This window comes from Enterococcus raffinosus (genome assembly GCF_018917525.1).
GTDB lineage: Bacteria > Bacillota > Bacilli > Lactobacillales > Enterococcaceae > Enterococcus_A > Enterococcus_A raffinosus_A.
On the sequence record NZ_JAHLOS010000012.1, the window covers coordinates 26,867 to 52,256 of the forward strand.

General features: G+C 37.4%; 32 protein-coding genes. 24 read left to right on the forward strand and 8 right to left on the reverse strand.

Translation table 11 applies throughout. The features are described from left to right. Positions 1-11: 11 nt before the first annotated feature. The 8 genes from KQI58_RS09670 to KQI58_RS09705 all read left to right on the forward strand — a co-directional run bounded on the left by KQI58_RS09670 (position 12) and on the right by KQI58_RS09705 (position 9,137). A complete protein-coding gene (locus KQI58_RS09670) occupies positions 12-1,085 on the forward strand; it encodes a prephenate dehydrogenase (RefSeq protein ID WP_216408663.1) in 1,074 nt (357 codons plus the stop codon). 3 nt (positions 1,086-1,088) lie between these two features. Continuing rightward, positions 1,089-2,366 (forward strand): 3-phosphoshikimate 1-carboxyvinyltransferase, encoded by a 1,278-nt coding sequence (gene aroA / locus KQI58_RS09675; RefSeq protein ID WP_216408665.1) that lies wholly within the window; start codon positions 1,089-1,091, stop codon positions 2,364-2,366. A 99-nt stretch (positions 2,367-2,465) separates the two neighbouring features. Next, positions 2,466-2,975 (forward strand): shikimate kinase, encoded by a 510-nt coding sequence (locus KQI58_RS09680; RefSeq protein WP_216408667.1) that lies wholly within the window; start codon positions 2,466-2,468, stop codon positions 2,973-2,975. Then, complete coding sequence (pheA, locus tag KQI58_RS09685; RefSeq protein WP_216408669.1) at positions 2,975-3,823, forward strand: prephenate dehydratase; 849 nt, start codon at positions 2,975-2,977, stop codon at positions 3,821-3,823. Before KQI58_RS09680 ends, pheA begins: the two co-directional genes overlap by 1 nt. A 97-nt stretch (positions 3,824-3,920) precedes the next feature. Then, positions 3,921-5,099, forward strand: a complete 1,179-nt coding sequence (locus KQI58_RS09690) for an LCP family protein (protein WP_216408671.1) — start codon at positions 3,921-3,923, stop codon at positions 5,097-5,099. Between the two features lie 81 nt (positions 5,100-5,180). Then, positions 5,181-6,026, forward strand: coding sequence for a DegV family protein (locus KQI58_RS09695; RefSeq protein ID WP_016180251.1), 846 nt, complete (start codon positions 5,181-5,183; stop codon positions 6,024-6,026). Between the two features lie 373 nt (positions 6,027-6,399). Beyond that, complete coding sequence (locus KQI58_RS09700) at positions 6,400-6,879, forward strand: DUF6530 family protein (protein WP_049221548.1); 480 nt, start codon at positions 6,400-6,402, stop codon at positions 6,877-6,879. Between the two features lie 23 nt (positions 6,880-6,902). Continuing rightward, positions 6,903-9,137: an AAA family ATPase gene (locus KQI58_RS09705; RefSeq protein ID WP_216408673.1), complete on the forward strand. Its 2,235-nt coding sequence runs from the start codon at positions 6,903-6,905 to the stop codon at positions 9,135-9,137. 103 nt (positions 9,138-9,240) lie between these two features. Here the strand turns inward: KQI58_RS09705 and KQI58_RS09710 are convergent, their stop codons facing one another. Genes KQI58_RS09710 through KQI58_RS09720 form a run of 3 tightly spaced genes read right to left on the reverse strand, consistent with a single transcriptional unit; the run spans position 9,241 to position 11,091 of the window. Then, positions 9,241-9,780, reverse strand: a complete 540-nt coding sequence (locus KQI58_RS09710) for a TIGR01440 family protein (protein ID WP_253295875.1) — start codon at positions 9,778-9,780, stop codon at positions 9,241-9,243. Positions 9,781-9,802: 22 nt separating this feature from the next. Continuing rightward, on the reverse strand, positions 9,803-10,297 hold the full coding sequence (locus tag KQI58_RS09715; RefSeq protein ID WP_216408675.1) for an ECF transporter S component: 495 nt from the start codon (positions 10,295-10,297) through the stop codon (positions 9,803-9,805). After that, entirely contained in the window at positions 10,294-11,091 is a 798-nt protein-coding gene (locus tag KQI58_RS09720) for a bifunctional hydroxymethylpyrimidine kinase/phosphomethylpyrimidine kinase (RefSeq protein WP_216408677.1), read from the reverse strand. The genes KQI58_RS09715 and KQI58_RS09720 overlap by 4 nt, the downstream gene beginning before the upstream one ends. Positions 11,092-11,284: 193 nt before the next feature. Here KQI58_RS09720 and KQI58_RS09725 point away from each other — a divergent pair, with 193 nt between their 5' ends. The 5 genes from KQI58_RS09725 to KQI58_RS09740 all read left to right on the forward strand — a co-directional run bounded on the left by KQI58_RS09725 (position 11,285) and on the right by KQI58_RS09740 (position 13,788). Then, the gene (locus KQI58_RS09725; RefSeq protein ID WP_216408801.1) at positions 11,285-11,908 is read left to right on the forward strand and encodes an NAD(P)H-binding protein; all 624 of its coding nucleotides are present in this window, start codon (positions 11,285-11,287) and stop codon (positions 11,906-11,908) included. A 160-nt stretch (positions 11,909-12,068) separates the two neighbouring features. Further along, a complete protein-coding gene (locus tag KQI58_RS09730) occupies positions 12,069-12,686 on the forward strand; it encodes a hypothetical protein (RefSeq protein WP_216408679.1) in 618 nt (205 codons plus the stop codon). Positions 12,687-12,803: 117 nt separating this feature from the next. Then, positions 12,804-13,277, forward strand: a complete 474-nt coding sequence (locus tag KQI58_RS09735; protein WP_253295876.1) for an HAD family hydrolase — start codon at positions 12,804-12,806, stop codon at positions 13,275-13,277. A 4-nt stretch (positions 13,278-13,281) separates the two neighbouring features. Next, on the forward strand, positions 13,282-13,416 hold the full coding sequence (locus KQI58_RS23000; protein WP_301282194.1) for a hypothetical protein: 135 nt from the start codon (positions 13,282-13,284) through the stop codon (positions 13,414-13,416). Positions 13,417-13,590: 174 nt separating this feature from the next. After that, on the forward strand, positions 13,591-13,788 hold the full coding sequence (locus KQI58_RS09740; RefSeq protein WP_216408681.1) for a hypothetical protein: 198 nt from the start codon (positions 13,591-13,593) through the stop codon (positions 13,786-13,788). A 373-nt stretch (positions 13,789-14,161) separates the two neighbouring features. Here the strand turns inward: KQI58_RS09740 and KQI58_RS09745 are convergent, their stop codons facing one another. After that, the gene (locus KQI58_RS09745) at positions 14,162-14,395 is read right to left on the reverse strand and encodes a helix-turn-helix domain-containing protein (RefSeq protein ID WP_216408683.1); all 234 of its coding nucleotides are present in this window, start codon (positions 14,393-14,395) and stop codon (positions 14,162-14,164) included. Positions 14,396-14,528: 133 nt separating this feature from the next. Between KQI58_RS09745 and KQI58_RS09750 the strand changes: the two genes are divergently transcribed. The 11 genes from KQI58_RS09750 (at position 14,529) to KQI58_RS09800 (ending at position 22,005) form a co-directional block, all read left to right on the forward strand. Continuing rightward, a complete protein-coding gene (locus tag KQI58_RS09750; protein WP_216408685.1) occupies positions 14,529-14,759 on the forward strand; it encodes a hypothetical protein in 231 nt (76 codons plus the stop codon). Positions 14,760-14,774: 15 nt separating this feature from the next. Then, a complete protein-coding gene (locus KQI58_RS09755; protein WP_216408687.1) occupies positions 14,775-15,008 on the forward strand; it encodes a hypothetical protein in 234 nt (77 codons plus the stop codon). A 26-nt stretch (positions 15,009-15,034) separates the two neighbouring features. After that, positions 15,035-15,274: a hypothetical protein gene (locus tag KQI58_RS09760; protein WP_216408690.1), complete on the forward strand. Its 240-nt coding sequence runs from the start codon at positions 15,035-15,037 to the stop codon at positions 15,272-15,274. A gap of 59 nt (positions 15,275-15,333) precedes the next feature. Beyond that, the gene (locus KQI58_RS09765; RefSeq protein ID WP_216408692.1) at positions 15,334-15,783 is read left to right on the forward strand and encodes a hypothetical protein; all 450 of its coding nucleotides are present in this window, start codon (positions 15,334-15,336) and stop codon (positions 15,781-15,783) included. 14 nt (positions 15,784-15,797) lie between these two features. After that, the gene (locus KQI58_RS09770; protein WP_216408694.1) at positions 15,798-15,977 is read left to right on the forward strand and encodes a hypothetical protein; all 180 of its coding nucleotides are present in this window, start codon (positions 15,798-15,800) and stop codon (positions 15,975-15,977) included. 61 nt (positions 15,978-16,038) lie between these two features. Further along, entirely contained in the window at positions 16,039-16,332 is a 294-nt protein-coding gene (locus KQI58_RS09775; RefSeq protein WP_216408696.1) for a hypothetical protein, read from the forward strand. After that, the gene (locus tag KQI58_RS09780) at positions 16,218-19,241 is read left to right on the forward strand and encodes a pyocin knob domain-containing protein (protein ID WP_216408698.1); all 3,024 of its coding nucleotides are present in this window, start codon (positions 16,218-16,220) and stop codon (positions 19,239-19,241) included. Before KQI58_RS09775 ends, KQI58_RS09780 begins: the two co-directional genes overlap by 115 nt. Next, a complete protein-coding gene (locus KQI58_RS09785) occupies positions 19,238-19,486 on the forward strand; it encodes a hypothetical protein (RefSeq protein ID WP_216408700.1) in 249 nt (82 codons plus the stop codon). The genes KQI58_RS09780 and KQI58_RS09785 overlap by 4 nt, the downstream gene beginning before the upstream one ends. A 93-nt stretch (positions 19,487-19,579) precedes the next feature. Beyond that, complete coding sequence (locus KQI58_RS09790) at positions 19,580-20,320, forward strand: ATPase (protein ID WP_216408702.1); 741 nt, start codon at positions 19,580-19,582, stop codon at positions 20,318-20,320. Between the two features lie 300 nt (positions 20,321-20,620). Further along, positions 20,621-20,890 carry a hypothetical protein gene (locus KQI58_RS09795; RefSeq protein ID WP_216408704.1) on the forward strand — a complete coding sequence of 90 codons (270 nt, stop codon included), beginning with the start codon at positions 20,621-20,623 and terminating at the stop codon, positions 20,888-20,890. Beyond that, on the forward strand, positions 20,887-22,005 hold the full coding sequence (locus KQI58_RS09800) for a replication initiation factor domain-containing protein (RefSeq protein ID WP_216408706.1): 1,119 nt from the start codon (positions 20,887-20,889) through the stop codon (positions 22,003-22,005). Before KQI58_RS09795 ends, KQI58_RS09800 begins: the two co-directional genes overlap by 4 nt. Here KQI58_RS09800 and KQI58_RS09805 read toward each other — a convergent pair. From KQI58_RS09805 to KQI58_RS09820, 4 genes are all read right to left on the reverse strand, one after another. Beyond that, on the reverse strand, positions 21,995-22,537 hold the full coding sequence (locus KQI58_RS09805) for a restriction endonuclease (protein WP_367397929.1): 543 nt from the start codon (positions 22,535-22,537) through the stop codon (positions 21,995-21,997). The genes KQI58_RS09800 and KQI58_RS09805 overlap by 11 nt on opposite strands. Positions 22,538-22,742: 205 nt before the next feature. Continuing rightward, on the reverse strand, positions 22,743-23,786 hold the full coding sequence (locus KQI58_RS09810; RefSeq protein ID WP_049961614.1) for an IS30 family transposase: 1,044 nt from the start codon (positions 23,784-23,786) through the stop codon (positions 22,743-22,745). A gap of 62 nt (positions 23,787-23,848) precedes the next feature. Next, positions 23,849-24,304 carry a GNAT family N-acetyltransferase gene (locus KQI58_RS09815; protein WP_031644628.1) on the reverse strand — a complete coding sequence of 152 codons (456 nt, stop codon included), beginning with the start codon at positions 24,302-24,304 and terminating at the stop codon, positions 23,849-23,851. Positions 24,305-24,561: 257 nt separating this feature from the next. After that, positions 24,562-25,338: an ankyrin repeat domain-containing protein gene (locus tag KQI58_RS09820; protein WP_216408707.1), complete on the reverse strand. Its 777-nt coding sequence runs from the start codon at positions 25,336-25,338 to the stop codon at positions 24,562-24,564. Positions 25,339-25,390: the final 52 nt, after the last annotated feature.

Below are 25,390 nucleotides of genomic sequence, written 5' to 3' on the forward strand. Positions count from 1 at the left end.
AGGGTACGTCTATGAGAAAGAAAGTGTTCGTCTTAGGACTTGGTTTAATCGGCGCTTCACTTTGTAGAGCAATTAAAAATCCAACGATCGAGTTGTTCGGCTGGGATTATTCGCCTGAAACTCGTGAAATCGCTCGTGAAGTTGAACTGGTTGATCACATTGCTTCTATTGAAAGAGCACCTGAGATGGATGTCATCATTTTAGCCGTACCCGTTCTATCTACACTGCACTATTTACATGAGTTGGCACGTTTGCCGCTTAAAGAGTCAGTGATCGTTACTGATACCGGCAGCACCAAAAATGAAGTCATTAAATTGGCGCAGACGCTGCCCTTTACTTTCATCGGCGGGCATCCAATGGCAGGCTCACATAAATCAGGGGTCAAGGCAGGGAATCCGAATCTTTTTGAAGAAGCTTACTACATTTTGACACCACCTGAAGGAGCAGATGTCGACCCCTTAATGGAATTACTAGAACCAACGCGAGCAAAATTTGTTGTGATCGAACCTGATTCTCACGATGAGATCGTAGGTGTTTTGAGTCATTTACCACACATCGTGGCATCAGGTTTGGTAAAAATGAGTGATCAACTAACAGAAGAGCATCCACGAGCAACACAGCTCGCAGCTGGAGGTTTTCGAGACATTACGCGAATTGCTTCATCCGATCCGCAAATGTGGACAGATATTTTATTAACCAATCGTGAAATTTTACTAGATTTAATTACCGACTGGCAGGATGAAATGACCAAAATTCGTGAGAGCTTAGTTCAGGAAGATCAGCCAGCCATCTACGACTTCTTTAGTCAGGCAAAGCATTCTCGCGATCATTTACCAACCAAAGACCATGGGGTCATCCCGGCATTTTACGATCTTTACATCGACATTCCAGATATCGCCGGAGCAATTGCTAAAGTAATGACTATCATAAGTGAAGCCAATATCTCTATTATCAATTTGAAAATCCAAGAAACGCGAGAAGATATTTTCGGTGTTTTAGAGCTTTCTTTTAAAAATCAAGCAGACTTGGAAAAAGGGCAGTTGTTAATTGAAGAAGCAGATTTTCGGTGTCGCAGAAGGAGCTAACAAATGAAATTATTAGAAACAAAAACAGGACTGAATGGAGCATTGACTATTCCAGCAGATAAATCGATTTCTCATCGCAGTATTATGTTTGGGGCAATCAGTCATGGAAAAACAATCGTTCATAATTTTTTAAGAGCAGAGGACTGTATGAGTACTATTGCAGTTTTTAAAGCATTAGGTGTAACGATTCATGATGACGGAAAAGATATTTCCATCGAAGGAAAAGGGTTCGAACAGTTGCAAGAGCCTAAAGAAATCTTAGATGCAGGAAATTCCGGCACAACGATGCGTTTGGTTTTAGGAATTTTAGCAGGACAACCATTCGCTTCAAAAATTGCAGGGGATGCGTCATTGAATCGGCGGCCAATGGAACGGGTTATGGGGCCATTACGAGAGATGGGTGGTAACCTGCAAGGGAAAGATGGCAGCGAATTTCCACCAATTGAAGTACAAGGCAGTGAATTATCAGCCATCACCTATGAAATGCCAATTGCAAGTGCACAGGTAAAATCATCGATTCTCTTTGCCGCACTACAAGCAAAAGGTACTACCACTATTATTGAAAAAGAAAAATCACGCAATCATACAGAAGAAATGATCAAGCAATTCGGCGGCACTATTTCAGTAGCTGATAAAACCATTACTGTAGCCGGTGGTCAACATTTAATCGGTCAAGAAGTAACCGTTCCAGGAGACATTTCCTCAGCTGCCTTCTATCTTGTGGCAGCAAGCTTATTATCAGATAGCAATCTGCAATTAAATCATGTGGGAATCAACCCGACCCGAACTGGTATTTTGGATGTCTTAGAAGAGATGGGCGCGAATATCCAACAAGTCGCTCTAGATAAGCAGAATCAGGCCGCAGATTTATTAATCAAGACAGCACCATTAAGGGCGACAGAAATCAGTGGAGAAATCATTCCACGTTTGATCGATGAATTGCCAATCATTGCCCTAGCAGCAACTCAAGCAGAAGGGACAACTGTTATCCGTGATGCTCAAGAACTAAAGGTCAAGGAAACGAACCGAATTGATGCTACCGCTCAGGAGCTGAATAAATTGGGTGCCAAGATTGAAACAACTGACGATGGATTGATTATTCACGGACCAACACCTTTACATGGCGGAAATGTCGATAGCCATGGCGATCATCGAATCGGAATGATGCTGCAAATTGCCGCGTTATTGACAGATGATACCGTTGAATTAAATAATCCAGAAGCGATTAACATTTCTTATCCAAACTTTTTCACAGATTTACAGTCATTGATCGAAGATTAGCAGAGGAAATGTTGGTGGTAAGGTTTATAACTGAATCGAAGCATCATCAAAAAAGTTCAGTCCAACTTTTCACAGTAAAATGAAAAAGGAGAATGTTTTATGAAATCAATTGTCTTGATCGGTTTTATGGGAGCCGGAAAAACGACTGTCAGTAAAGAACTTAGTACAGCATTAAACGCTCGTTCGGTAGACATGGATGATATCTTAGTTGAACGGATCGGACAACCAATCAGCGAATACTTTGAAGAACATGGGGAAGCGTCATTTCGTGAACACGAAACCAATCTTTTAAAAGAAGCGCTAAATGAAGAGACGGTCATCGCAACTGGCGGCGGCGTCATTTTACAAAAAGAAAATCAAAATGTCTTGGCCGATAAATTAGTCGTCTATTTAAAGGCTGACGCGAATGTTCTTATAAAAAGAATTCGCGAAGACAAGGTAAACATCCGTCCCTTGGCCATAAAAAATGATGATGGCGATTTAAAACGACTGTTCTTTTCAAGAGAAAAGCTCTACGAAAAATTGGCAAAAATTACCGTAGACACTTCAGAGAAAACACCTGCAGAAATCGTTAACGAAATCCTTCAACAAGTCGAGGTTATCTCCTAATGAAAGTTGGCTATTTAGGACCTAGAGGGTCATTTACTTATAGTGCGGCGGCAAATTTTTTCGAGGAAACGGTTTTATCTCCTTATGATTCTTTGACTGCCTTACTTGAAGAGCAAAGAAAAGGAACTTTAGACTATTGTGTGGTTCCAATCGAGAATACGATCGAAGGATCAGTCTTGCCAACGCTGGATTTGATCTTTCAAACATTACCAACGATTCAGGCAGAAATTGTTTTGCCGATCCAGCAGCAGTTGATGGTTCATCCAGTCCATGCAAATTCTTGGCAGGATACAGAATTAATTTGCAGTCACCAGCAGGCTTTGGCACAGTCCCAAGTATTTCTGATGAATCATTTCCCGACGGTTACTATTGAACAGATGGGATCAACTGCACAGGGTGCTCAAAAAGTCGCGGATAATCCAGAAAAACGCTACGCAGCAATTGGTTCAAGAGCAGCCGCAGAACAATTTGGATTAACGATCGTACAGGAAAACATTCAATCCATCAGCGAAAATGAAACGCGTTTTTGGGTAATGGGCAGTCAACCATTAAATAGCAGTTTAGAAAAAGGAATCAACAAAGCGACGGTCTTATTTGATCTAGCTGCAGATCATCCTGGGGCACTTTACCAATGTTTAGCGATATTCGCAACTGAGAAGCTTAATTTGACAAAGATCGAATCTCGAACTCAAAAAACAAAATTAGGCGAATACTTTTTTATTATTGATCTCGAAACACCTGAAGCAGAAAAGCTGCAGAGGGTTTTACGCCAATTTGAAGAGAAACATTTTACAGTAACTTTAATTGGTAATTATCCAACATATTTTCCGAATCTTAGAAAATCTTAGTAGTTAAGGTTTTCTAATTTTTTTGGTGAAAAATAAGACAAACTCTAGATGATTTGCTATTTTTATACTAATAGCAATGAAGATGAAGAGGTGCACTATGAGCCGAATGGATAAATATAAAAAAATTCATGAGGAGAGTCAAAAGGAAGAGAAAAAACCTTTTGGCTTTCGTCGTGAGATGAAGAAAGAGAACCAAACAGAAAAAACACAGTCTGACGACATCAATTTTAAAAATGTACAAGAGCCTCATCATGAACCAGAAGAAGAATTCTATTATGAGGATCATTATCAAGAGTCTAAAAAGAAACGGCCGAATATTAAGCTTCCAACGATCAAGAATCCGTTTAAACGAAAACCTAAAAACCCCTATGAACAGAAACCTAAGAAAAAGCGCAGCTGGAAAAGAATTTTAGTGATGATTTTAGTCGCACTTTTAGGCTATTCTGTTGTCGCTTTTGGCGTTGGTAATATTGCTGCCAAGACTGATTCTTCCATGCCAAAAATGGAGACTCAAGAATTTAATGGCGCAGCATCAGAAAACGGCACAAAAAATATCCTGCTTTTAGGTAGTGATACTCGGGACAATATCAGCGGACGTTCTGATTCTATGATGGTACTGCAGGTTGATGGTCGCGGCAAACCTAAACTCGTTTCCTTCATGCGGGACATGTATGTTAATATCCCAGGTGTTGGTGAAAATAAATTGAACGCAGCTTACGCTTATGGCGGCGCAGATTTAGTGCGACAGACCTTGAAAGAAAATTTTGGAATTGATTGCCGCTATTATGCGATGGTCGATTTCCAAACATTTGAAAAAGGGGTAGATGCCCTTTTCCCAAGTGGCGTGCAAATTGATGCTGAAAAGGATATGAGTGCGTATATTGACGAACCCATCACGAAAGGTCCACAACGAATGAATGGACACACTTTGTTGAACTATGCTCGTTTCCGGATGGATGAAGAAGGAGACTTCGGGCGTGTTCGAAGGCAACAGCAAGTGATGCAGTCTGTCTTCGGTCAATTGAAGAATCCACTAGTCCTATTACGCGGTCCTTACGCGGCTGGAAAGATTTGGGGATACTTATCGACAGACATGCCAAATACGTTTGTATTAGGAAATCTATTCAACTTTGCTAAAGCCGTTGGTGGAATCGAACGCTTGACTTTACCTGTTGATGGTTCATGGTCTTATATTGATACAGCGAATGCCGGCAGCGCGTTAGCTGTCGATACTGCTCAAAACGCTCAAGCGGTTCAAGACTTTTTAGGGAAGTAACTAGATTTTTGATTCCCATGAATCTATGAGTGTGCTATATTATAATTATTGTAAATTTTGATTGAAACGAGGAAAACAATTATGAAATTAGCGATCGTGACAGATAGTACCGCCTATCTGAATGAACGCATACGCAATCATAAAGATTTATTTATTATTCCGATTCCGGTCATCATAGATGATCAGCCTTTTGAAGAAGGGGTAGATATTGGATATGAAGAATTTTATCAGAAATTAAAAACCAGCAAGGATTTCCCGAAAACCTCGCAACCAGTACTTGGCGAGGTCTTCGAATTATATCGCTCAATCAAGGAGCAGGGCTACGATACTGTTATCAGTATTCATTTGTCTGAAGGAATCTCTGGTTTTGTCCGCACATTGACAGCAATCAAAGAAGATATCGATGGACTGCAGGTTATTCCATATGATTCAAAAATCACCAGTGTTCCTATGGGCTATATGGTAGAAAAAGCACTGGAGTTAGGCGATGAAGGAAAATCACTGGATGAAGTCTTGGCAGCGATTGATGAGATTCGTGACACTACTAATGCATACATCATCGTAGACGATCTAGACAACTTGGTTCGCGGGGGACGCTTGACGAACGGCGCAGCGATTATTGGTGGGTTATTAAAAATCAAACCAATCCTTACCTTTGAAGATGGCAAGATTGTTTTAGCAGAAAAAATTCGTTCATTAAAAAAAGCCTTACAACGTACGGAAGAAATCATCGAAGAACGTCGTCAGGAAAATGGTCATGATTTACGAATCTTCGTAATCCATGGAAACAATCCGGAGTTGGCTCAACAAGAATATGAAAAGCTAAGCAAAAAATATCCAGATGCGACAATTGAAATCGGAACATTTGGACCAGTAATCGGTACTCATTTAGGTGATAAAGCTATCGCTCTTGGTGTTGCGAAATAATTGTCCGCTCATTGAATATAACGAGTTTAGAAAAAAATTTAACAAAAAGAAAACCGAACCGTCCTATATCTTTCCATTGCGAAGGTGTATGGCATTCGGTTTTTTTGTAGTACTTTTCGCGGTTTATTCAGCGTAAATGGAAAACAACAATTTCCACAAAGTCTCAATAACGTTGTTTAGTTTGATGGTATACGCAACGACAATAAAACTCATTTTTTCGGGTTTTAAAAAATGAATCCTTTAATAGGAGTTAGTTGCAAAAACTCGTTTTATTTCGTATTCTTTTTTCATTAGTAGTTTAGTAATTTACTAAATTACTAGCGAGGTTATTAGACATTTATTTAATTACTTAAATCGACTAGGAGGAAGTTCAATGAAGATCCCTACAAACTTAAAACATAAACCAGTTTTTCTGGTTGAAGATTATGATAAAATCGACGGACATCATGCCTGGGATAGTGACGCCAAAGGATTAACGCTGGGTTTAGCGCAATGGAATGATCGCGGTCGCGTAGATATTTCTGGAAAAGTTTGGCGCCATACCGGTGAAAAGTGGTCTCGTCAATCGGAAGAATTGCCCATTACACGAATTTTAGACTTGGCGATCCTAGTAGCGCAATCAAGTATCTATTTGCAGGATGCTTATCGCTATGAGAAATTTTATGATCCTGAAAATCCAAAAGTAGAAATTATCGGCCTACAAGGTGGACGGATGGAAGTTCAAGTTGACACAGAAAATCCAAAAATTGACGAGGATATCATTTTATTTAACGATACAATGAATAAAGATGGTGATTTGATTGCACAGCGTTATCGCACCTTGAAACGTCTTTTGGATGAACTAGGCTACTAAAACAAAGGAAGAGGTGAGAAAGGATGGATCATTCTTTTGTCGTTACAAATGGACGCAAGTTTACCAAAGTAGAAGAACAGATGATTTGGCGCAAACCAACTAGTCACAAAACGAGTCAGGAAGAAGTAAGGATTGCATCAGAAATTAAAAATAATTGGCTCGATCCTGAAATGAAGATCATGAATGTGCTGCTAGAAGGAGACGCCGGATCTGGCAAAACACAGTTGGCACGAGCTCTATCAGATGATTTGCGGCTTCCGTATACCAAAGTCACTTGTTTTGCTGATATGGACAAAACGGATGTCTTCGGTGCCCTATTGCCAGTTGTTTCAACAGATAGCGATGAGGATCAGGAATTACTTGAAGCTATATATCAAACGGATTCTTTACAAGAAGTTTTATCAGTAATTGCAACTCACTTTCAAATTGATGCGAACCAAGCAAAGGAACGCTTAAGTAAACTAATCGAACGAATTGATCAAGCGGATAATACTACAAGTGTTGAGTATAAATTTTATCCCTCAGAAATCGTTCGGGCAATGCAAAAGGGCTATTTGCTAGAAATCCAAGAGCCGACAGTTATTCGTGACGCTTCCGTTTTGGTTGCATTGAACTCAGCTTTGGAGCCAAACGGATTGTTGAACATACCAACTGGGATCATTCGCCGACACCCCGATTGTGTCGTTATCATCACTACCAATCGCAATTATCAGGGAAACCGCCCGCTAAACGAATCCTTGCGGGATCGGGTGCAGCATGCAGAAAAAATGGACCTGCCTACTATTGAAGTAATGATTGACCGGGCAATGGCTAAAACGAATTTTACCGACTATGATTACTTGGAAATTATGGCTAAAATCATTCGATTATTAGATGAAACAGCTAAAGCCAATGCAATCAAAGGGGTTGCCGGTATGCGTTCCTATTTCTTTTGGGTCAATAGCTTGAAGCAGGGACAAGATCCTTTGGAGAGTATTTTTCCTAAAGTCCTGTATAAGTTGACTACAGATGAGATTGAATTAAAGATATTGCAAGAGGCTTTAGAACAAAGTAGATTACTAACAGAACTACAACAAGTAAAAAATCAGCAAAAATTAAAGCAAGGCAGAAAAATCAGCCAAGCGGAAGCCGACCAACGAAATATCGTAGAAGAGGCGGAAGAAGCAACCTTAAAAAATGAAGCGATACAGACTGAAAACTCTGTAAAAAACGAAGAGGAAGCAAAGCAAGAAGAAGTTGCTTCGGAAAAGGAAAAACAACCGGATTCTATAGAAATTCCTGATGAAGCCACCAGAAATGATGTCGAAGCCGAGAGTACTTCTGCTTCAATCAATGAAGAGGAAAAAATTGGATCTGCCATGTCATTAGACGAAATGGTCGAAATCGATAAAGCGAAACGAAAAGAACTGAATCGCGAGATCCGTGAGAGCTTAAAGGAAACAATTCATGCAAAAGAAGGAACGATTCTTCATCGACCAACAATTAATGAGGCTGCCATCAAAAACGGTCAAGAATTAACGCAGCAGGTGTTGCCAGAAGTTGAAAGCTTAAGTCGCGTGATCAATGACCTCCTGAACAAAGAAGTAAGTACTGATTTTGCTAGCGGCAAATACTATGGTGCTCGTTTTAATCCAAGTCATGTGGCCTATGGTGATCTGCGGAATTTTGATAAGAAGAATCCACCAAGCGAGAACCCCTCATTAGCTTTAGCAGTACGAGTGGATGAATCAGGTTCAATGCTGCGAGATGACCGAATTCAAAATGCTAAATTAGCCGCTGTTGCACTCAGTTTATTTGCCGAGAAGACCAATATTCCTTTGATGCTTTATGGCGATTCTGCTGATCTTAGCCAGCGAGAAAAAACGTCGATCTACTCCTATAAGGAATTCGACGACAGTTATGATTTTATGGCCGCAAAATTATCTACAATGAAGCCGCGCCAAAACAATCGTGACGGCGTCCCACTGCGATTATTAGCAGAAAAATTGAGTCATCAAGCAGCGGATACAAAAGTTTTATTATCCATCAGTGACGGACAACCGAAAGCATTACCAGATTATACTGGAGAAAAAGCCCGGCAAGATATCCAAAACGTGTTAGCTGACTATGAGCGAAAGGGCATTCTCTTTATTGCCTGTGCTATTGGTGAGGATAAGGAACAGCTGCGGGATTTATATGGTGAAAATAATTTTGTTGATATTTCAGATATTTCTACCTTACCACAACAATTACTTCAATTAATTGCTCGTTTTATTTAAAGTTAAAAAAGTCGAACACAAAGACACTTATTAATGGAAGTGTTTCTGTGTTCGACTTTAACTTTTTTTACTATTGCTCAAAAAGAAGTTCGTTCAAATCAATTTAGTAAGTCGCGCGTGGTCCACCAATGTATTTTGGACGACTGCGTAAAGCTGTTACATGAGCGCTGCCTAATTCCTTGATAGAAGGACGGACAGGAACCTGAACGTGTTTGACATGCATCCCAATCGAAGTATCGCCAATATCAATTCCTGCTTGAGCAACAATATGTTCAACTTCCACTGGATCACTAAATTGTTCAAAGGCTGCTACAGAGCAAGAGCCTCCTGCATGTAGCGCTGGTTTAACGGATACGATCTCCCAATCCTTTTTTTCGGCAATCTCTCGCTCGACAACAACAGCACGATTAATGTGTTCACAGCCTTGAACGCCCAAATAGATCTTTTTAGGATCAAGAATTGATTTCAATGTTTCGATCACCCATTGACCAACTTCTTGACTTGAATTTTTTCCAATCGTCCCACCAACAATCTCACTAGTCGTACAACCTAAAACAAAAACATCACCAGCTTTAAGGTTGGCTTCTGCTAAAACATCGTTGACAATCGTTGATAAATCTTGTTGTAATTTTTCTTTTTCCATTTGAATGACTTCCTTCTATTAACTATTTATATTGAGGGTGACGCAATACTCTTTGCAACGCGTGATAAAGAGGAATGGTCACCGCGATACCAAAAATATTTTGCACAAGATTACCTGGCAGCGAGGCCAAACCAGCTGGCCAACCAAATAACAACGCCGTAGCTATTGCATAGCCGATAATCATGAACAAACTTGCAAACGTGAATCCAAAAAATAATCCTTTTCGATTAGGAAATCTATTATACAGATAACCTAGAATGAATCCTTGGAAACCATGGATAATAATTGAAAAAATTGCCCATTCTGGATAACCAGAAATCAAATCAATCAAACCTCCGCTTAAAGCGCCGACTAAAAGACCACCGGTTGGACCAAAAAGCATGGCCGAGGCATAGATTCCCACTTCACACAGTGTCACGAATCCTTTGGTTGCAGGAATTGGAATGATGAAAAGAATCGATAGGGTGACGGTAAGAGCCACCATCATTGCCAATTTGGTCATTTCTTTTGTTTTCATACCGTAACCTCCGATTTTACGCTATCACCGAACCAAACATTTCCTTCTCCATTTTTTAAAAGAAGCCCATTTTTGATTCCTTGATAAACATATTCCTTGCTATCCTTAATCGCGCTAACTAAATCCTTGCCTAAAACTAGATTCGATGTAATAGCCGAAGCAAAAGTACAGCCCGCGCCATTAATCGTTACATTTGATAATTTAGGTTTAGAAAAGTGCTGAAAATCCTCGCCATCATAAAAGAGATCAGAAGCCATATCACCAGAAAGGCGTTGCCCACCCTTAATTACAACAGCATGTGCACCAAGAGCAATAATTTTTTTTGCAGCTTGTTCCATTTCCGCCGGATTAGAGATTTTCTGCTGGCTTAAAAGCTCTGCTTCTTTTAAATTCGGCGTAATAACCGTAACAAAAGGAAATAGCTCAATCAATTTTTCTCGATAGCTATCATTATATATACGATCAGTTTCTTTAAATGCCATCACAGGGTCTAAAACGATCGGACCATCAAATGATCGCAAAAAGCTTTTGACAATTCCCAGCGATTCTAATTGATGAATTAGCCCAAGCTTTATCCCATCCAATGAAAGGTTATCTTTTATTGTATTCAATTGATCGTTTAAAAGTTCAGTAGGCAAATTAGTGATTTCAAACTGTTCATTTTTAACGATTGCAATACAGGTAATCGCAGTCAAACCAAATAAATGATAGTCCTCAAATGTCTTTAAATCTGATTGCAGACCGCCACCGGCTAAAGTATCCGATCCTGCAATAGTCAATATTGTCCTTGTCATAAAAAAGCTCCCCAGTTAAGACGTATAGATACAAATTATCTTTATTATTCAGTCAATGACCTCATTATAAAGTTGTATAGTGAAAAAGAAACAGCCAATTGGTTGTTTTTTATCTCATCCAATTTCAAGTGCTATTATTTGTACCAGATAAAAAAATACGTTAGCATAACTAGTGAGGAAGGGGATCATGTATATGAAAATATTTGTTGCCGGAGCTACCGGAAGAGTAGGCGAAGAACTGATTAAAAATTTAGTTGAAAAAGGGCATACCGTTTATGCAGGCGCGCGTCGTGATGACGCGATCAAAGCCGATGAAGCTGTTACACCGGTTCATTTAGATCTGCATGGTACGATTGATGAAATCGCAGATACACTAGCTGAGGCTGAAGCAGTTTATTTCGTAGCTGGTTCACGAGGAAAAGACTTATTACAAACAGATTTGTACGGCGCTGTAAAACTGATGCAGGCCGTTGAGAAAAAGGGAATTAAACGGTACATTCATTTAAGTTCGCTATTTGCTTTGCAACCAGACAAATGGAGTGGCACGTTAACTGATTACAACATTTCAAAATTCTTCTCAGACAATTGGCTGATCGATAAAACCAATTTAGAGTATACGATTTTACAACCAGGAAGTTTGAAAGAAACCCCCGGAAGTGGAAAAATAACTACAAACATCACAGAGAAATCAGAGAATTCCATCGAAAACGTTGCTGCTGTTTTAGCAGAGCTGCTCGAACAAGAAAATACCATTAAGAAAGTAATTTTAATGGGAGATGGCGATACACCAATTAACGAAGCGCTAAAAAAAATATAAAGAAATTGGTCCACTCGACGAGAATCCTAGTCTGAGTGGATTTCTCTTTTCTTAATTCAGTCGAGGCGAAAAATATTAAATAATTTCTTAGTCTTTCTACTGACTTAATGATAAAATAGAGACTGCCGAACATAGAATTCCGTGATTAAGGAGTAACCTTATGAATCTTCAAAATATCCATGATCTTAGAATCGAAGAGGGGGTTCAAATGATCAGAAAAAGAAAAATTGCGAAATATTATATGAAGCAGCAGGGCTTTACAAAAAAAGAGGCATACGACACAGCACTTAAGACGCAGCCGGAGTTTGCTGAAGCGCGTAATCTTTACCTGGCCTTATTTTATGAAGCCAAACCCGTTTTCGCCGATCGAGATGAAAGAGAAAAAGCCCTCCGAGTCTATCAGGTTTTTAGTGTGATTGCTTTGATTTGTTTTGTTATCTGGTTATTCAGCAACGGTTATTTAGATGGCTCCAGTGTAACAGATAATTTTCTGTTGATTGCGTTGGTAATCAATGTAGCAATTACAAGTTACTTTGATGAAAAAGTAACAGAACGAATCCATGAACGAAAAATCAAGGAATTGTTACGCTACCGATCTGAAGCGTCAAAAAAATTACAGCAAGTTGAAGAAATCAAACGAAATATTTTTCGAGCGGAACATCGTGGACTTACCTTGGTAGAAGAACGTAAAGTAGAGGACGAAAAAAATGCCGAGCCGCAATCGAAAATTATTACATTTGAAAAAATAAAGGCCCTTCGAGGGAAAATGAAGAAATAGCCGACTACGTGAAGGAACTACGTAATTGGCTATTTTTGTGTTTAAATTTTAACTCAATTTGCTTTTTATGAAAAGGTTTGCAATAATTCCCATTAAAGAGATCAAGGAGGCAAATGAATGATTAAGGCGATAATATTTGATATGGATGGTGTGATTGTCGATACTGAGTTTCAAGATTTTCGCATTCAACAGGAGTTCATCAAAAAAGAAAATCCCTCCATCAATCAAGCAGAAACCAATTTCGACGAATTGATTGGGCAATCTTACAAGATGCTTTATGAGACATTAAGAAAACTTATCGGCAGCAACGATTCTCTAAACGAGATTAAACGGCGTTTTGAAGAATACAACGACATTGCGTATGAATCAATTAACTACCAACAACTGTTCCGGAAAGAGCTTCTTCCAATTTTAAAATGGGCTAAATCAAAAGGGGTTTTGCTGGCAGTCGCATCCTCTTCAACCTATGAACACATCATCGAAGTGTTGAATTCTTGTAACATCAAGGATTATTTTGACGTGATTTATAGCGGTGAGTTTGTTGAAGAAAGCAAGCCAAATCCAGCGATTTATTTAAATACATTAGAATAACTAAATGTCTCAGCAGATCAAGCAATCACCATTGAAGATTCTTATTATGGCATCAGCGCAGCAAAAGCTGCTGGTATCACCACGATCGCCTATAAGGAAACGAGAGCTGCCATTGATCAAAGTGCGGCAGATTATTTAGCTGAAGACATGACGGAAGCCTATGAGATTATTCAGAAACTGAATAAATAGAGAAGAGGGGGGGCAAGTATGTTTTCATGCAATCAATTTTGATTAATGCACAGACTATAAGTGACGGTTCAAACTGATATCATTATGATACCTTATACTTAAAACAGCTATAGAGGTGATTTTCATGATTGATTTTATTTCTAAAGAGGAATTTTTGAAGGCTGGTCTGGGGTTTACAGACCTTTTTGAGGAATCGTTATTCGAATATTATCTAGAGTTAGATGGATTCATGTACTATGACCCTAAATCAAAATATATGTACGATAAACAAGGTGTGAAAGCCTTTTATGTTGAACAGGTTTTCACTGGTGTAGACAGATAGAGTTTTTTAAGACGCTGTAAAAAATGCAGCGTTTTTTTATTTTTTTGCAAATTGTTTTTGTGAATTTTTAGTCCATAAAATCAACTTGATGAGATTATTTTTCATTGATTTTATGGATAGTGAGTTTTTGATTTTATTTGATAAAATAATTAGTTGGAAAATAAAAAAATACTTAAGCGTACTGAATGGAAAATCGGTATAAATTTTAATAGATAAGTTGTAAAAATGTAAATGATAATAATATTCCGTGAAAAGCTATGAAGTCATAATTTGGCTTGAATTTAGTAAATCAATTCAAAAGAAACTTACTATTTAACTTTGTTTAATGTATATTACCGTTAACTTATAAAATTATAACACCTCTCGCGAGGTGTTATTTTTTATTGAAAGGTTCATAATCAAAAAAATCCTTTAAAGAAATTTTTAAGCCATCACATATTTTAGATAATGTTGATAAATTAGGGATTCTTTCTTCATTAATTATTCCGTTCAAGGTCGATTGCCTAATATTTGATAAAGAGGCGAGCTTATTGATTGTTATGTTATTATCATGAGCTAATTGTAATATTCTGTCAACAATCATCTTGTGTTCATCTAATTTATTCATGCTCCACACTCCTTTTTACTCCTTATATAATAACATGTTTAGCTAACCTAATTAGGTTGATTATAGGGTTCCTATACACTTATAATTACATTGTAACCGATAAAGGTTAAGAAAAAGGAAGGAATTTTGTCAGATGTCAATGAAAGAAATAGATTTAAGAATAATGTGTACTGCATTCTCTCAAAATGAAAGGCATTTATTAACAAGTGGTCTGAGATTGAAGAGAAATGAATTGGAAAGACAAATAGAGTTGCTTCGTAAAGTTAGAGAACGTGATGGTGATCAGTTTAAGCATAATGAATTTTTAAATGAGTTAGAAGCTAGTTTAGTTGAAGTTGAAAATTTGTATGCTGGATTTTATTAGTTTGGAGGACGTTATATGACTACTCAAATTTATGTAGTGAAACGCTCTTTTGAATTTACGAATGACGAACAGAAAGTTTTGATTCTGGCAATAAGCTGTCAGCTAACCGATTTAACACAAAGAATTAGACGAGCTAGAGAACTGGGACGGTTAGATATAGTAAATCAGTTAAGTTTGAGATACAAGTCCAACGAATATCTGCTAGATATGCTTTACAGAAAAACAGATTTTAAGCCTTCGGGTTTTTAATAAAATAAAGTGAAAGGAGAATGCCAATGTTTATCAGTGCGGGAAAATTAGTATTTGAGAAAGTTGAAGAAAAAGTAAGTGCGAAAGGCAATTCTTACAAATTAGTTCACATCATTGATACAGAAAACTATCAACGTTTAGAGTTTTTTGCAGATGATGAGTTCCAACAAAAAGTATCAGAAAATCACCCCTGTAAAGTCACTCTAAAAGCCGTAAAAATGGGCTACAGCACTTCAATGAATTGTCTTGCTGTTAATCCTGCGTAATTTATATGGAGGAACAGCAAACGAACCTAGAAAGCGAAATTCTAAACGAGCTGAAAGAATTGAACAAAAACACATATAATTTATTTTCCTTAATTAAAACTCGTGAAGATGATCGCTTGAAGGATAAAACAAAGCAAGTCACTGAGGATTCCGAGCAAGCTATTAAAACGGCTGAGTCACTAGAGGCGGAAAAAACGAAACAGGAAGCAGATGCGCTTCAAGAGAAACAGAGACACACAGAATTGGTTAAGGAGTTGAAAGCTAACAATGACCAGATTAAAGCGTTGGCTGAGACAACCAGTAGTAGTGATCTTCTTGCTGAGCTTAAAGATACGAATGAAAAACTCGCAACGATCGCTGACCATCAAAGTACCAGTGTGGCTTATGAAGCGAATCAAGTAGGATTGGGAACAATGACAGTCGCTGGCATTATCGTGGCGTTTGGCGCCTTCGCTGTGATGAAATTTAGCGGGTTTGTCGTTTCAAAAATTACTCAAATGATATGGTAGAGGAGGAAAATAAAATGACATTACCGACGTTTCCCACAATTGATTTGACAGATCAAGTTGAATGGATGGTTAAAGGTTTTACAGGAATTGTAACTGCAAATGCAGGAATTGTTATTGGTGGTGCGGTGATTATGGCGTTTGCTGTTATGGCAATTGCTAAAGTCAAAGGTTTTGCAAAGAAAGCAGTTAGATAATACCCACAACGGGCTAGGCTATTGTAGCCTAGTCCTTTTTTTATGAAAGGATGGAAAATGTATGAAGATGAAAAAAGTTCTTAAAGTAATTGGTGCGGTTTTTTTATTACTTGTTTTAGCAGTCCTGGGATATGTGTTTACGCCGTTTCTAGCACTGCTAGTGGTATCAATGGAGTCAGTGACAGTGGTACTAATGCAAGTAGTGATTCTACTGTTGATTCTAGTGGCGATCAAGACGCTTTGGAAGACATTGAGTGGTTCGACTACCCCGATATTATCAATCCGCCGGACGATCTCGAACTTCTTGAAGAAGAAGAAATCGAAGACGGTGGAGACAGTAACGGAACCCGATTAACAAATAATGAATTAGATATTATCACTGCTCGAGTTGCTGAAAGCTTGATCGTTCCTTTGCAGGCATTCACTCAACAGGCTAATGCTGGAATTTCACCATTAATATCTACAAGTCAATATGCATATCTTAATGGGCGAGTAAATACGGCGTTTAGTCGAATTGCAAGTAACGATTCGAAAATAGCTTCGGCAGTAGGAAGTATCAATTCAACACGAAGTACTGTAAATAGTGTCAACTCTACTGTTAAATCTCATGGGACAAATATTAGTTCATTAAAGGGAAATGTTCAAAAATTAATGAGTTGGCAGACAAGCGCAAACTCTAAGTTGAATCAATTAACTGGAATCAAAAGTGATATTAGCGCCTTAAAATCATGGCGTACAAGCCACACAAGCGCCTTTAATAGTTTAAAAAGTACTGTTACTAGCCAAGGAACTAGACTAAACACTGTTGAGACATGGAAAGCCGGGGCAGCTAGTACAATCTCTAGTCATACTTCAAGACTCAACACTTTGGAGTCATGGCGTTCTAGTCACGATACTTGGGCGGGAAATCTAAGTAAGCGAGTGGACGGTTTAGAAGGTTGGAAAACGACAACTAACGGAATTCTTTCAAGCGTTGGCACAAGAGTCAATAATTTAGAAAGCTGGAAATCAACGATCAGCGGAACAGTTTCAAATTTGACTACTAGAATGGGCAATATTGAGAGTTGGAAAACTTCTTTTGTAGATTCGCAAAATTCTTTAAATACAAATCAATCGGATAGAATTTCTAATTTAGAAAATAAGTTAGAAGCTAAACGAATTAATTCAATTGATTTAAATGAATTAACCGAAACAGGACTCTACAGAGTTGTATCAATTACAGCGAACTCACCTTTGAATGATCGAAAAAGTTATTGGTCAATCGAGGTTTCTAATGTTTCTGGGTCAATCATTCAGAAAGCATACATTGACAAAGAGCCTCATAAACAATACCAACGTTCATGGAATGGTGCTTGGTCAAACTGGATTAAGATTGCTGACGAAAACGATCTAATAAAATTAGAAGAAAAAGACATGCAATTGTCGGAAAGCATTAAAAAGGAAGTATCGGATCGCCAAACTGCTATTTCACAGATTAAGAATAATTTAACTGATATAGAAGGATCGGTGAATATACTAAAGGCTTTTGAAGCTACTCAATTGCTTTGGAATAAGAATCAATCAGACCGTATCAGTAAAATAGAAAACACTTTAGAATCGAAACGTTTAAAGGAAGCGGATTTGAATGATTTAACTGCTACGGGATTATATCGTGTGGAGAGTGTTACAGCTAATTCGCCTTTAAATGAACGTAAAACGTACTGGTCTATAGAAGTGTCCAATATGTCTGGTTCCGTAATTCAAAAAGCGTATATTGACAAAGAACCTCATAAACAATACCAACGTTCATGGAATGGTGCTTGGTCAAACTGGATTAAGATCGTTGACGAAAATGATCTTATCAAATTAGAAGAAAAAGACACGCAATTGTCAGAAAGCATTAAACAGGAAGTATCGGATCGCCAAAATGTTATCTCACAGATCAAGAGTAATTTAACTGATATAGAAGGGTCGGTGAACATACTAAAGGCTTTTGAAGCTACTCAATTGCTTTGGAATAAGAATCAATCAGACCGTATCAGTAAAATAGAAAATACCTTAGAATCGAAACGTTTAAAGGAAGCGGATTTGAATGATTTAACTGCTACGGGATTATATCGTGTAGAAACTGTTACAGCTAATTCACCCTTAAATGAGCGTAAAACGTATTGGTCTGTAGAAGTATCCAATATGTCTGGTTCTGTAATTCAAAAAGCGTATATCGATAAAGAGCCTCATAAACAATACCAACGTTCACGTAATGGTGTTTGGACTAAATGGGTTAAGATAGCTGACGAAAACGATATACAAAAGTCTAACGATAAACTTATGTTGTTACTGACTGCTGAAACTGCCGAACGGCAAAATGATATTAATTCATTGAATGAAAAAATTGATAATTTTAGCGATAACGCACTTGGCATTATTGCCGCAATTGTTGCTTCTATGAAATCAAATGAAGACTTATGGAACGCTGAGAATTACAGCGGTGGTTCAGTCGGTGAAAAAGACGGAAAAGCAGTTAGAATGTTCAAAGTCCAATTCCAAGAATCACGCTCACATTTCGCCTTACTCATGAAGCACTATTTTGATATGAATGACCCGAACAGCGCAATATACAAGCTTAGATATTCCATTGTCGCTGGCTTTGAAGAGACTAAGATCTTATTAGAAGAATGGTTTACTTATCTGCTTCAAAGTGGAAATACGACAAATAGTTTTCTTAGTACAATTGCCGACTGGTTAGAAATGATCTACAAGAAGCCACCACCAGTGGTCAATGTCACGATTCCGAAAGTTGAGTTAGACGAAAACGGCAACGGTTGGCTTAAAACACTGATTAAGACTGTCGGAGACGTTATGAAAACGGCGATCGAGACTTTAGGTAGTTTGCTAGAAACGGCTATTGGTGAAGTCGGTCAGCTCTTGCGTGATCTGTTAACATTCCTTGATGGTTTGATAGATGATCTCTTGCATTTGATCGTTCCCGAAAACCTCGACTTTATGGATCGGAAATTTGATGATACTTCTAGAACAATCAAGTTAAAATTCGGTTCAATATTTGATGGTATAGACTCATTTAAAAATATGTTCAATGGTCGATCGACGTTTAAAGATATAGAAATTTCGTTAGGAGTATTTGGAAATGGGTCTTTTGAGATACCTGTATCTATACTGAATACTTTAGCCCCATTTGTTTATCCGTTAATTACAGGCGGTGTTGCATTAGAATTTTTGATTGATATGTATAAGTGGTTCCACACGAAAGGGGAAATAGTCGAATGATCGTAGAGGCTTTGTTTAAACTGTTCTTTGGTTTTATCGACTTTATAATAAGTTTGATACCTAATATCGATGTGGACTTTGGAAGTTGGTTCAGTGCTTTAGGTACGGTATTCGCTTATGTTCATATGTTTTGCGATATACGTTTGCTACTTTTAATCATTTCAACAGTCTTGATTAGAGATAATTTCATATTTTTAAAAAATATCTTTATGGCAATCGTGAACAAGCTTCCTTTTATTGGCTGATTAAGAGGGGTTCCATTCGCCTGCGAATGGAGCCCCTTAATGGCAATACGAATTGTTACGTGACTAAAAAAACTTTAAAAGGAGAAAGAGCCTATGAAGATTTTGAAATTTTTAAAGTACAAAGTTATTGATCTGCATAGTTTAATTAAAAAAAGACGAGACGGAATCCATGAGTTTAAAGAATATGGACTTCGTTTATACAGTGGTCCGCAAGGCTCAGGGAAATCAATGTCCATGGTTGAGCAGTTAGAAAGTTATCGTTTGAGATTTCCCGATCTTCTAATAGCCACGAACTTTTATTACAAGCATGAAACAATGCCAGTCAAATCATTGGCTGAAATACCTGTGTTAAGCCGTATAGCTCGCGAGAATGGCTTTTGTGGGGTAGTGATCGGCTGGGATGAAATTCAAAATGATTTTGATAATTCTGTACGATCGTTTCCGGTAACGATACTACGAACAATTACACAGCAAAGAAAACAAGGGATTAAGATTCTCGCCACAAGCCAAGTTTTTACTCGTGTAGCAAAACCTATAAGAGAACAGACCTTTGAAGTAGTTGAGTGTAAGACTTTGCTTGGTCGTTGGACGTTTCAGCGCTGGTACGATCCGCTCCACTATGAGCATTGGATTCAAAATCCTGATAAAAAGGCGAATCTCTCAACAATCGGACGTCATAGTTTTGTGCAGTCAGACGAATTGCGAGAGTTGTTTGATAGCTATGCTGTGATCGACGCTCTTGATCAACGTATAGATGATGATGAAAAAGTTATCAATGCTTTTTTTGGTAGGTTAGAGAGTCAACAAGAAAAAAACACGAACAAAAATTACTGAAGGAGAATTTCGAGAGTCGCCTGCAGTAGAAATACACGAACTATAATGAAGCCAGGAGATCTATTTTGTTCGGATTGAGAGGTGAAAAATGCAGTTCTATGAATTATGTTGTTATTGGGCGATTGTAATGATCGTGGTGATTCTAGGTGTAGTAATCTATGAAAATGAAAAACAATAAATTCATGATTTGGAAAAATGAGGAGGGGCTTATCCTTATTTTTATGAATCATTTACCGAAGGCGCCGAGGTGGGGCGCTCAAACTTTAGTTTGAAAAAAATTATCGTGAGAGGGTTGTTTGTATGTTTACAGAACATGAATTTTTTTTCGTTGATAAGATATTTATTTTCGGTTTAAAAGATAGAGTCGCTCAGTCCATTCAATTGAGAATACCTCATTCAGGTGAGAATTTTAAATTTCCTGTTAAAAAGAGTATTGATTTATCAGAATTTTCTAGATGGGATAGAGTTAGAATTGAGCTCGGATTGACTAATAAAGGGAATTCTAAATCACCTCACTTTTTTATAAAGAAAATTGAACGTTATATTTTGGAAGGAAGTGGTTCAAAATGACAACAGATTTTCAGAATTTAACCCCCCGTACTAACAGGGGGGTTATCACTCCAAACACTAACTCACTGACCTCTTGTGTAGACTGGTTTTCCGCTACATTTTTTAATTGCAAAAATTGGCAGGAATTGTGTGGAATAATTTGTGTTTCAGAGGGACTTTTTGATGTTAAAGAAAAGGGAATAAACGGTTATTCAAAAAGTGCAGTTTGGGGAAATATTCAAATATTTTTTGATGGTCATTCAGAGAATATGGGAATATTTTTAAATATGTCTGGGCAGGGTTGCAGACAATTCGAGGAAACTTTTGAAGAAACAGGATGGGGTTGGAGTGATTTTTTTGAATATGTTTTGGGCTATGAAATGAATATCACTCGTCTTGATGTAGCAATTGATGACTTTTATGGATACTTCAAACTTAAACAAATTGAAAGTTGCATTAGACGTGGGTGTGTTTTAAGTAGGTTCAAAACTGCTAGAAATTTTGAAGAGTTTGTTCTAAAAAATGGTGAAACTAATGGGCAGACTATATACTTTGGTAAAACGGATGTCATAATTCGTTTCTATGATAAGTATGCGGAAAGGGTGAATAAAGGGTATGCTCTTAATCGAGAGATAGACTTTTGGCAAAGAACAGAAGTTCAGTTGAGGGGAGATAGGGCTAAAGCGGCAGTAGAGACTATCGTGAATAATGAGTTGCAGATAGGGATATTCATTAAAGGGGTTTTAAATCGATACTTGTGTTTTAAAGAAAAGGGCACACAAAAACACCGAACGCAATGGAAAAATTGTCGATGGTGGGATAAATTTCTTAATGGCGTTGACAAAATCCGACTCTCGTTAACAGCTCCCGAAAAGACAATTTTACGTACAAAAGATTGGATTGACACACAAATATGTGCATCAGTAGCAACTCTTTTTGAAGCGCTCGGTGATGATCCACTTTTAATTGACTATATATTAAAACGTGGAAAAAAACAAATGTCTGATAAACAAATAGAAATGGCCAATGATTTTAAAATGAATATCAATCAGAGAATTATGATAAAAGATCAAATAAAAGAATTCATTGATTACCATAGTATAGAATTTGAAAAGATATGGGTACCTAAGAATTAGTTTTCGATTCTTTAATAAGTTTTATTAATTTATTTCTATCCCAAAGCTCAACATTCAACTTGGCAGCTAATTCCTTTGCTGAATCAGTAAAATAGCTATTCGTAACAACAATAGCTTTATCTAAAGTATAGTATCCGATTCCAGAATAGACTTCCTGAATTGCTTTGTTACCAACTTTTCTTTTCCAACGTTTACATTGAATGCCAATCGTCTCGGAATCTTTTTTAGTAATGATATCTATACCTTGATCAGATTGGGCTTGAGTGACTTTTGTTTTTTCATAACCATGTTTATCTAGCAAGAAAGCAACGTATTCCTCAAAATCTATTCCTGACATTGAATCAATATTTTTGAGTTCAGCGTTTGCAAAACGATTGATTTTTAAAATATATGGAACAGTTTCAGCTAAAAAAACTACAGTAACTAAACAAATTCCTAAATACAAAAATAAAACTTGATCGCTAGAATATTTAAAATAGTAGATTAATGAACAAGTTCCCATAAAAAGGAGTATGAAATTATCTTTTTTCACGAAAGATTTCCTCACAAATAGTAGATTTTATTTGTATTATAGCATAGTCGAAATATTACAAATAGATTAAATAACCAAAAAGTAGACATCAAATTTAAAGGTCTACTTACTAAAAAATCTCTATTTAACTTTGTTTAATGTATATTATGTAAACTAAAATAAAAAAGGCGGATGTCAACAGTAAATGCAACATCTTAATAAAAACTTATACACTATTGTTGGGTATATATGCGTTGTCCCGTTCAAGTTTTAACACCTCATTTTTAAAGATTTCTGCGCAAGTTTTGAAGCCATGTATCTTTTTAGGCCTAGTGTTAAGTTGATTCGCAATATGGATCATATCAAACTGTGATTGCGATTCAAAAGTCTGCTTTTTGGGCAAATAAGCTCGTATTAAGCCATTTGTATTCTCGTTTGTTCCTCGTTCTTGTGGCGCATAAGCATGAGTAAAATACACTTTTTTATGATAGTTTCGTTCAATACAGCTTATGAATGTACTATTTGCGAACTCACGACCTCTGTCACACGTAATCGAATGTACAGCGTCTCCGTGAAGCGACATGAAGGTATCTATTACAGGAATCATTGAACTACCGCTCTGACTCGCTGCTAGGGCCATAAATGTGTATCTAGATTTGCGTTCAGTAAGTGTTACAATGCACTTTTTTCCTTCTCTTGATGGAAGTACACAATCAATTTCCCAGTCTCCTAAACGTTCACGCTTATTAATAACACTAGGGCGCTGTTCAATAGATCTTTTTAACACCATTTCGCTTTCATTTCTGCCTAAAGCTCTATACTTTCTTGCTGATTTCTTACGATATCGTTTAACTAATCGGCGATCAAGCTCTTTAATAAAGCCACGCAAAATCCAGTTGTAAACAGTGTTTACGCATACGGATACCCTTGAATCGGCATTTACAATTTGCTCTGGAGACCATTTTTTCTTATAACCTTCGATGATTGCTGCCTTCATTTCATCAGTCAGTTTGGTATTCCTGCCGATTTTTAACTTTCGATGTCTAGCATTGTTCTGGGCGATTAAGGCGTTGTAACGATACATATGTTGTCGCCTTTTAGGAGAATAACGTTCATAGTCTTGATACTCCTGACTACGAATAATTTCCCTAGAAATTGTACTACGGCTACGGTTTAATTCACGAGCAATCTCTGCTTGTTTGTGGCCTTGCTTCCACATTAGCTCAATTTTTCCACGCTCAAATTCAGATAAATGTTTAAAGGAACCCATATTCAGACAACTCCTTATGTAGAAATCTAAATATCAGACAAAGTTAGACTGTTAGCCTCTTTTTAAATAACTTGGTTCTTCTCCATAACATAATTAATTAAAGCCACGCCTTGACGTTCAACGACCTGTTTTCTCACAAGTTTGTAGCCTCTGTTCTCAAAAAAAGGTTTGGCAGTTATCGAGGAGTGAGTAGTGATTACACCGTTTGCGGTTGCTTCTAATGCGTCACAAAGTGCAGTAGCTATACCTTCGCCCTGATGGTTCTTATGCACAAACAAACAATCAAGGTATCCTGTAGAATCAATATTTCCAAACCCAACTACAACATTTTCTATTTCGGCTACGGCTGTTCGGGTCTCTAATAGTGACTTATTCCAACCTTTAAAGTCAGCCGATTTAGGTGCCCATACATTAAGCTGAATCTCAGAGTAGTCACGAATATTGACATTGTGGACAGTATCATAAAACAAACTAACGATTGCTTCACAATCTGATTCACGGTATTTTCTTAACTTCATGCTTGTCCCTCCTTGAGTATTCACTATTTTACTCGGTTCCCAACCATCATAATTATACAGGATTATACATTTTCTAACATCCATGAAATGCTGATACTAAAGGGGTTTAAAATCAAAAGACGTAATTAAAGGGGGTGGTTTAATCTCTGTTGCATTTTATTTTGCATTCTACAACTAAAATAAAAAATTTAAAGGAGCTATTGCTTATGCTCCTATATCTATTGCTCAATAACAAAGTATTTATTTCTCAATTTTATCTAAGTATTTGTTTGCAGTAACTTAGAAATATTCCCATAACCTAGTTCATTTGCGTAATCTTTGGCTGTTTTACCAAAATTATCGACAATGTTGGGATCTGCGCCATGTTTTAGCAGTTCAGCAACAATATCTTGATAAATCTGTGAACCATCTCTTAATGCAACGGCTTCAATCAATGCTGTATATCCATAATTATTTTGATGATTAATATTCACATGACCATCAGTTAAAAGGATTTTTACATTTTCTAGATGGCCTTTTTCTGCAGCTGGAATTAATGCATTTCCGCCAAAACGATTCGTAATCGTTTGATCTGGCGTGCTGTAAGACAACATATAAGCTAAAATCTCTGTTCTGCCTTCTGCACCTGCATACAGATATGGACTGTCCTGAATAGTATCTTGTTGATTGACATTTGCTCCGGCGCTAATCAATTTTTTGGCTATTTCTACTTGATTATTATGAACCGCAATCATTAACGGCGTTTCTGCTTTTTCATTCACTTCGTCGATTGGGTACGATGGTGATTTAAGAATCTCTGTTGTTTTATCAAGATCATTCGCTGATACTGCTTGTATCAAGCTCCTTGGAGCATATGTCACAGCATTCTCCTCCTTTGTATTTTGTGTACTGGATAATTTGCTTTCCGACGTTTTATAAGTAGTCTTGAGTGTTGAAGAATCAGTTGAAGAGCTGCTCGATTTTTTATTTGATGAATCAGACTGACAACCAGCGATAATAAATAGAAAAAGCATCATGATAATAATTTTTTTCATACTCTCTCTCCTCATATAATTGGGTTCTATTATTCATAATCTATGTTTCGTT

Excerpts from the sequence above, each read along its gene's own strand:
- KQI58_RS23000 (WP_301282194.1), top strand. The coding sequence starts at position 13,282 with ATGTCTCAGCAGATCAAGCAATCACCATTGAAGATTCTTATTATGGCA.
- KQI58_RS09730 (WP_216408679.1), top strand. The coding sequence starts at position 12,069 with ATGAATCTTCAAAATATCCATGATCTTAGAATCGAAGAGGGGGTTCAA.
- KQI58_RS09700 (WP_049221548.1), top strand. The coding sequence starts at position 6,400 with ATGAAGATCCCTACAAACTTAAAACATAAACCAGTTTTTCTGGTTGAA.
- KQI58_RS09680 (WP_216408667.1), top strand. The coding sequence starts at position 2,466 with ATGAAATCAATTGTCTTGATCGGTTTTATGGGAGCCGGAAAAACGACT.
- KQI58_RS09690 (WP_216408671.1), top strand. The coding sequence starts at position 3,921 with ATGAGCCGAATGGATAAATATAAAAAAATTCATGAGGAGAGTCAAAAG.
- KQI58_RS09715 (WP_216408675.1), bottom strand. The coding sequence starts at position 10,297 with ATGAAAACAAAAGAAATGACCAAATTGGCAATGATGGTGGCTCTTACC.
- KQI58_RS09810 (WP_049961614.1), bottom strand. The coding sequence starts at position 23,786 with ATGGGTTCCTTTAAACATTTATCTGAATTTGAGCGTGGAAAAATTGAG.
- KQI58_RS09775 (WP_216408696.1), top strand. The coding sequence starts at position 16,039 with ATGAAGATGAAAAAAGTTCTTAAAGTAATTGGTGCGGTTTTTTTATTA.
- KQI58_RS09735 (WP_253295876.1), top strand. The coding sequence starts at position 12,804 with ATGATTAAGGCGATAATATTTGATATGGATGGTGTGATTGTCGATACT.
- pheA (WP_216408669.1), top strand. The coding sequence starts at position 2,975 with ATGAAAGTTGGCTATTTAGGACCTAGAGGGTCATTTACTTATAGTGCG.
- KQI58_RS09705 (WP_216408673.1), top strand. The coding sequence starts at position 6,903 with ATGGATCATTCTTTTGTCGTTACAAATGGACGCAAGTTTACCAAAGTA.
- KQI58_RS09745 (WP_216408683.1), bottom strand. The coding sequence starts at position 14,395 with ATGAATAAATTAGATGAACACAAGATGATTGTTGACAGAATATTACAA.
- KQI58_RS09750 (WP_216408685.1), top strand. The coding sequence starts at position 14,529 with ATGTCAATGAAAGAAATAGATTTAAGAATAATGTGTACTGCATTCTCT.
- KQI58_RS09725 (WP_216408801.1), top strand. The coding sequence starts at position 11,285 with ATGAAAATATTTGTTGCCGGAGCTACCGGAAGAGTAGGCGAAGAACTG.
- KQI58_RS09740 (WP_216408681.1), top strand. The coding sequence starts at position 13,591 with ATGATTGATTTTATTTCTAAAGAGGAATTTTTGAAGGCTGGTCTGGGG.
- KQI58_RS09710 (WP_253295875.1), bottom strand. The coding sequence starts at position 9,780 with ATGGAAAAAGAAAAATTACAACAAGATTTATCAACGATTGTCAACGAT.
- KQI58_RS09795 (WP_216408704.1), top strand. The coding sequence starts at position 20,621 with ATGTTTACAGAACATGAATTTTTTTTCGTTGATAAGATATTTATTTTC.
- KQI58_RS09800 (WP_216408706.1), top strand. The coding sequence starts at position 20,887 with ATGACAACAGATTTTCAGAATTTAACCCCCCGTACTAACAGGGGGGTT.
- KQI58_RS09695 (WP_016180251.1), top strand. The coding sequence starts at position 5,181 with ATGAAATTAGCGATCGTGACAGATAGTACCGCCTATCTGAATGAACGC.
- KQI58_RS09720 (WP_216408677.1), bottom strand. The coding sequence starts at position 11,091 with ATGACAAGGACAATATTGACTATTGCAGGATCGGATACTTTAGCCGGT.
- KQI58_RS09670 (WP_216408663.1), top strand. The coding sequence starts at position 12 with ATGAGAAAGAAAGTGTTCGTCTTAGGACTTGGTTTAATCGGCGCTTCA.
- aroA (WP_216408665.1), top strand. The coding sequence starts at position 1,089 with ATGAAATTATTAGAAACAAAAACAGGACTGAATGGAGCATTGACTATT.
- KQI58_RS09790 (WP_216408702.1), top strand. The coding sequence starts at position 19,580 with ATGAAGATTTTGAAATTTTTAAAGTACAAAGTTATTGATCTGCATAGT.
- KQI58_RS09755 (WP_216408687.1), top strand. The coding sequence starts at position 14,775 with ATGACTACTCAAATTTATGTAGTGAAACGCTCTTTTGAATTTACGAAT.
- KQI58_RS09815 (WP_031644628.1), bottom strand. The coding sequence starts at position 24,304 with ATGAAGTTAAGAAAATACCGTGAATCAGATTGTGAAGCAATCGTTAGT.
- KQI58_RS09760 (WP_216408690.1), top strand. The coding sequence starts at position 15,035 with ATGTTTATCAGTGCGGGAAAATTAGTATTTGAGAAAGTTGAAGAAAAA.
- KQI58_RS09770 (WP_216408694.1), top strand. The coding sequence starts at position 15,798 with ATGACATTACCGACGTTTCCCACAATTGATTTGACAGATCAAGTTGAA.
- KQI58_RS09785 (WP_216408700.1), top strand. The coding sequence starts at position 19,238 with ATGATCGTAGAGGCTTTGTTTAAACTGTTCTTTGGTTTTATCGACTTT.
- KQI58_RS09820 (WP_216408707.1), bottom strand. The coding sequence starts at position 25,338 with ATGAAAAAAATTATTATCATGATGCTTTTTCTATTTATTATCGCTGGT.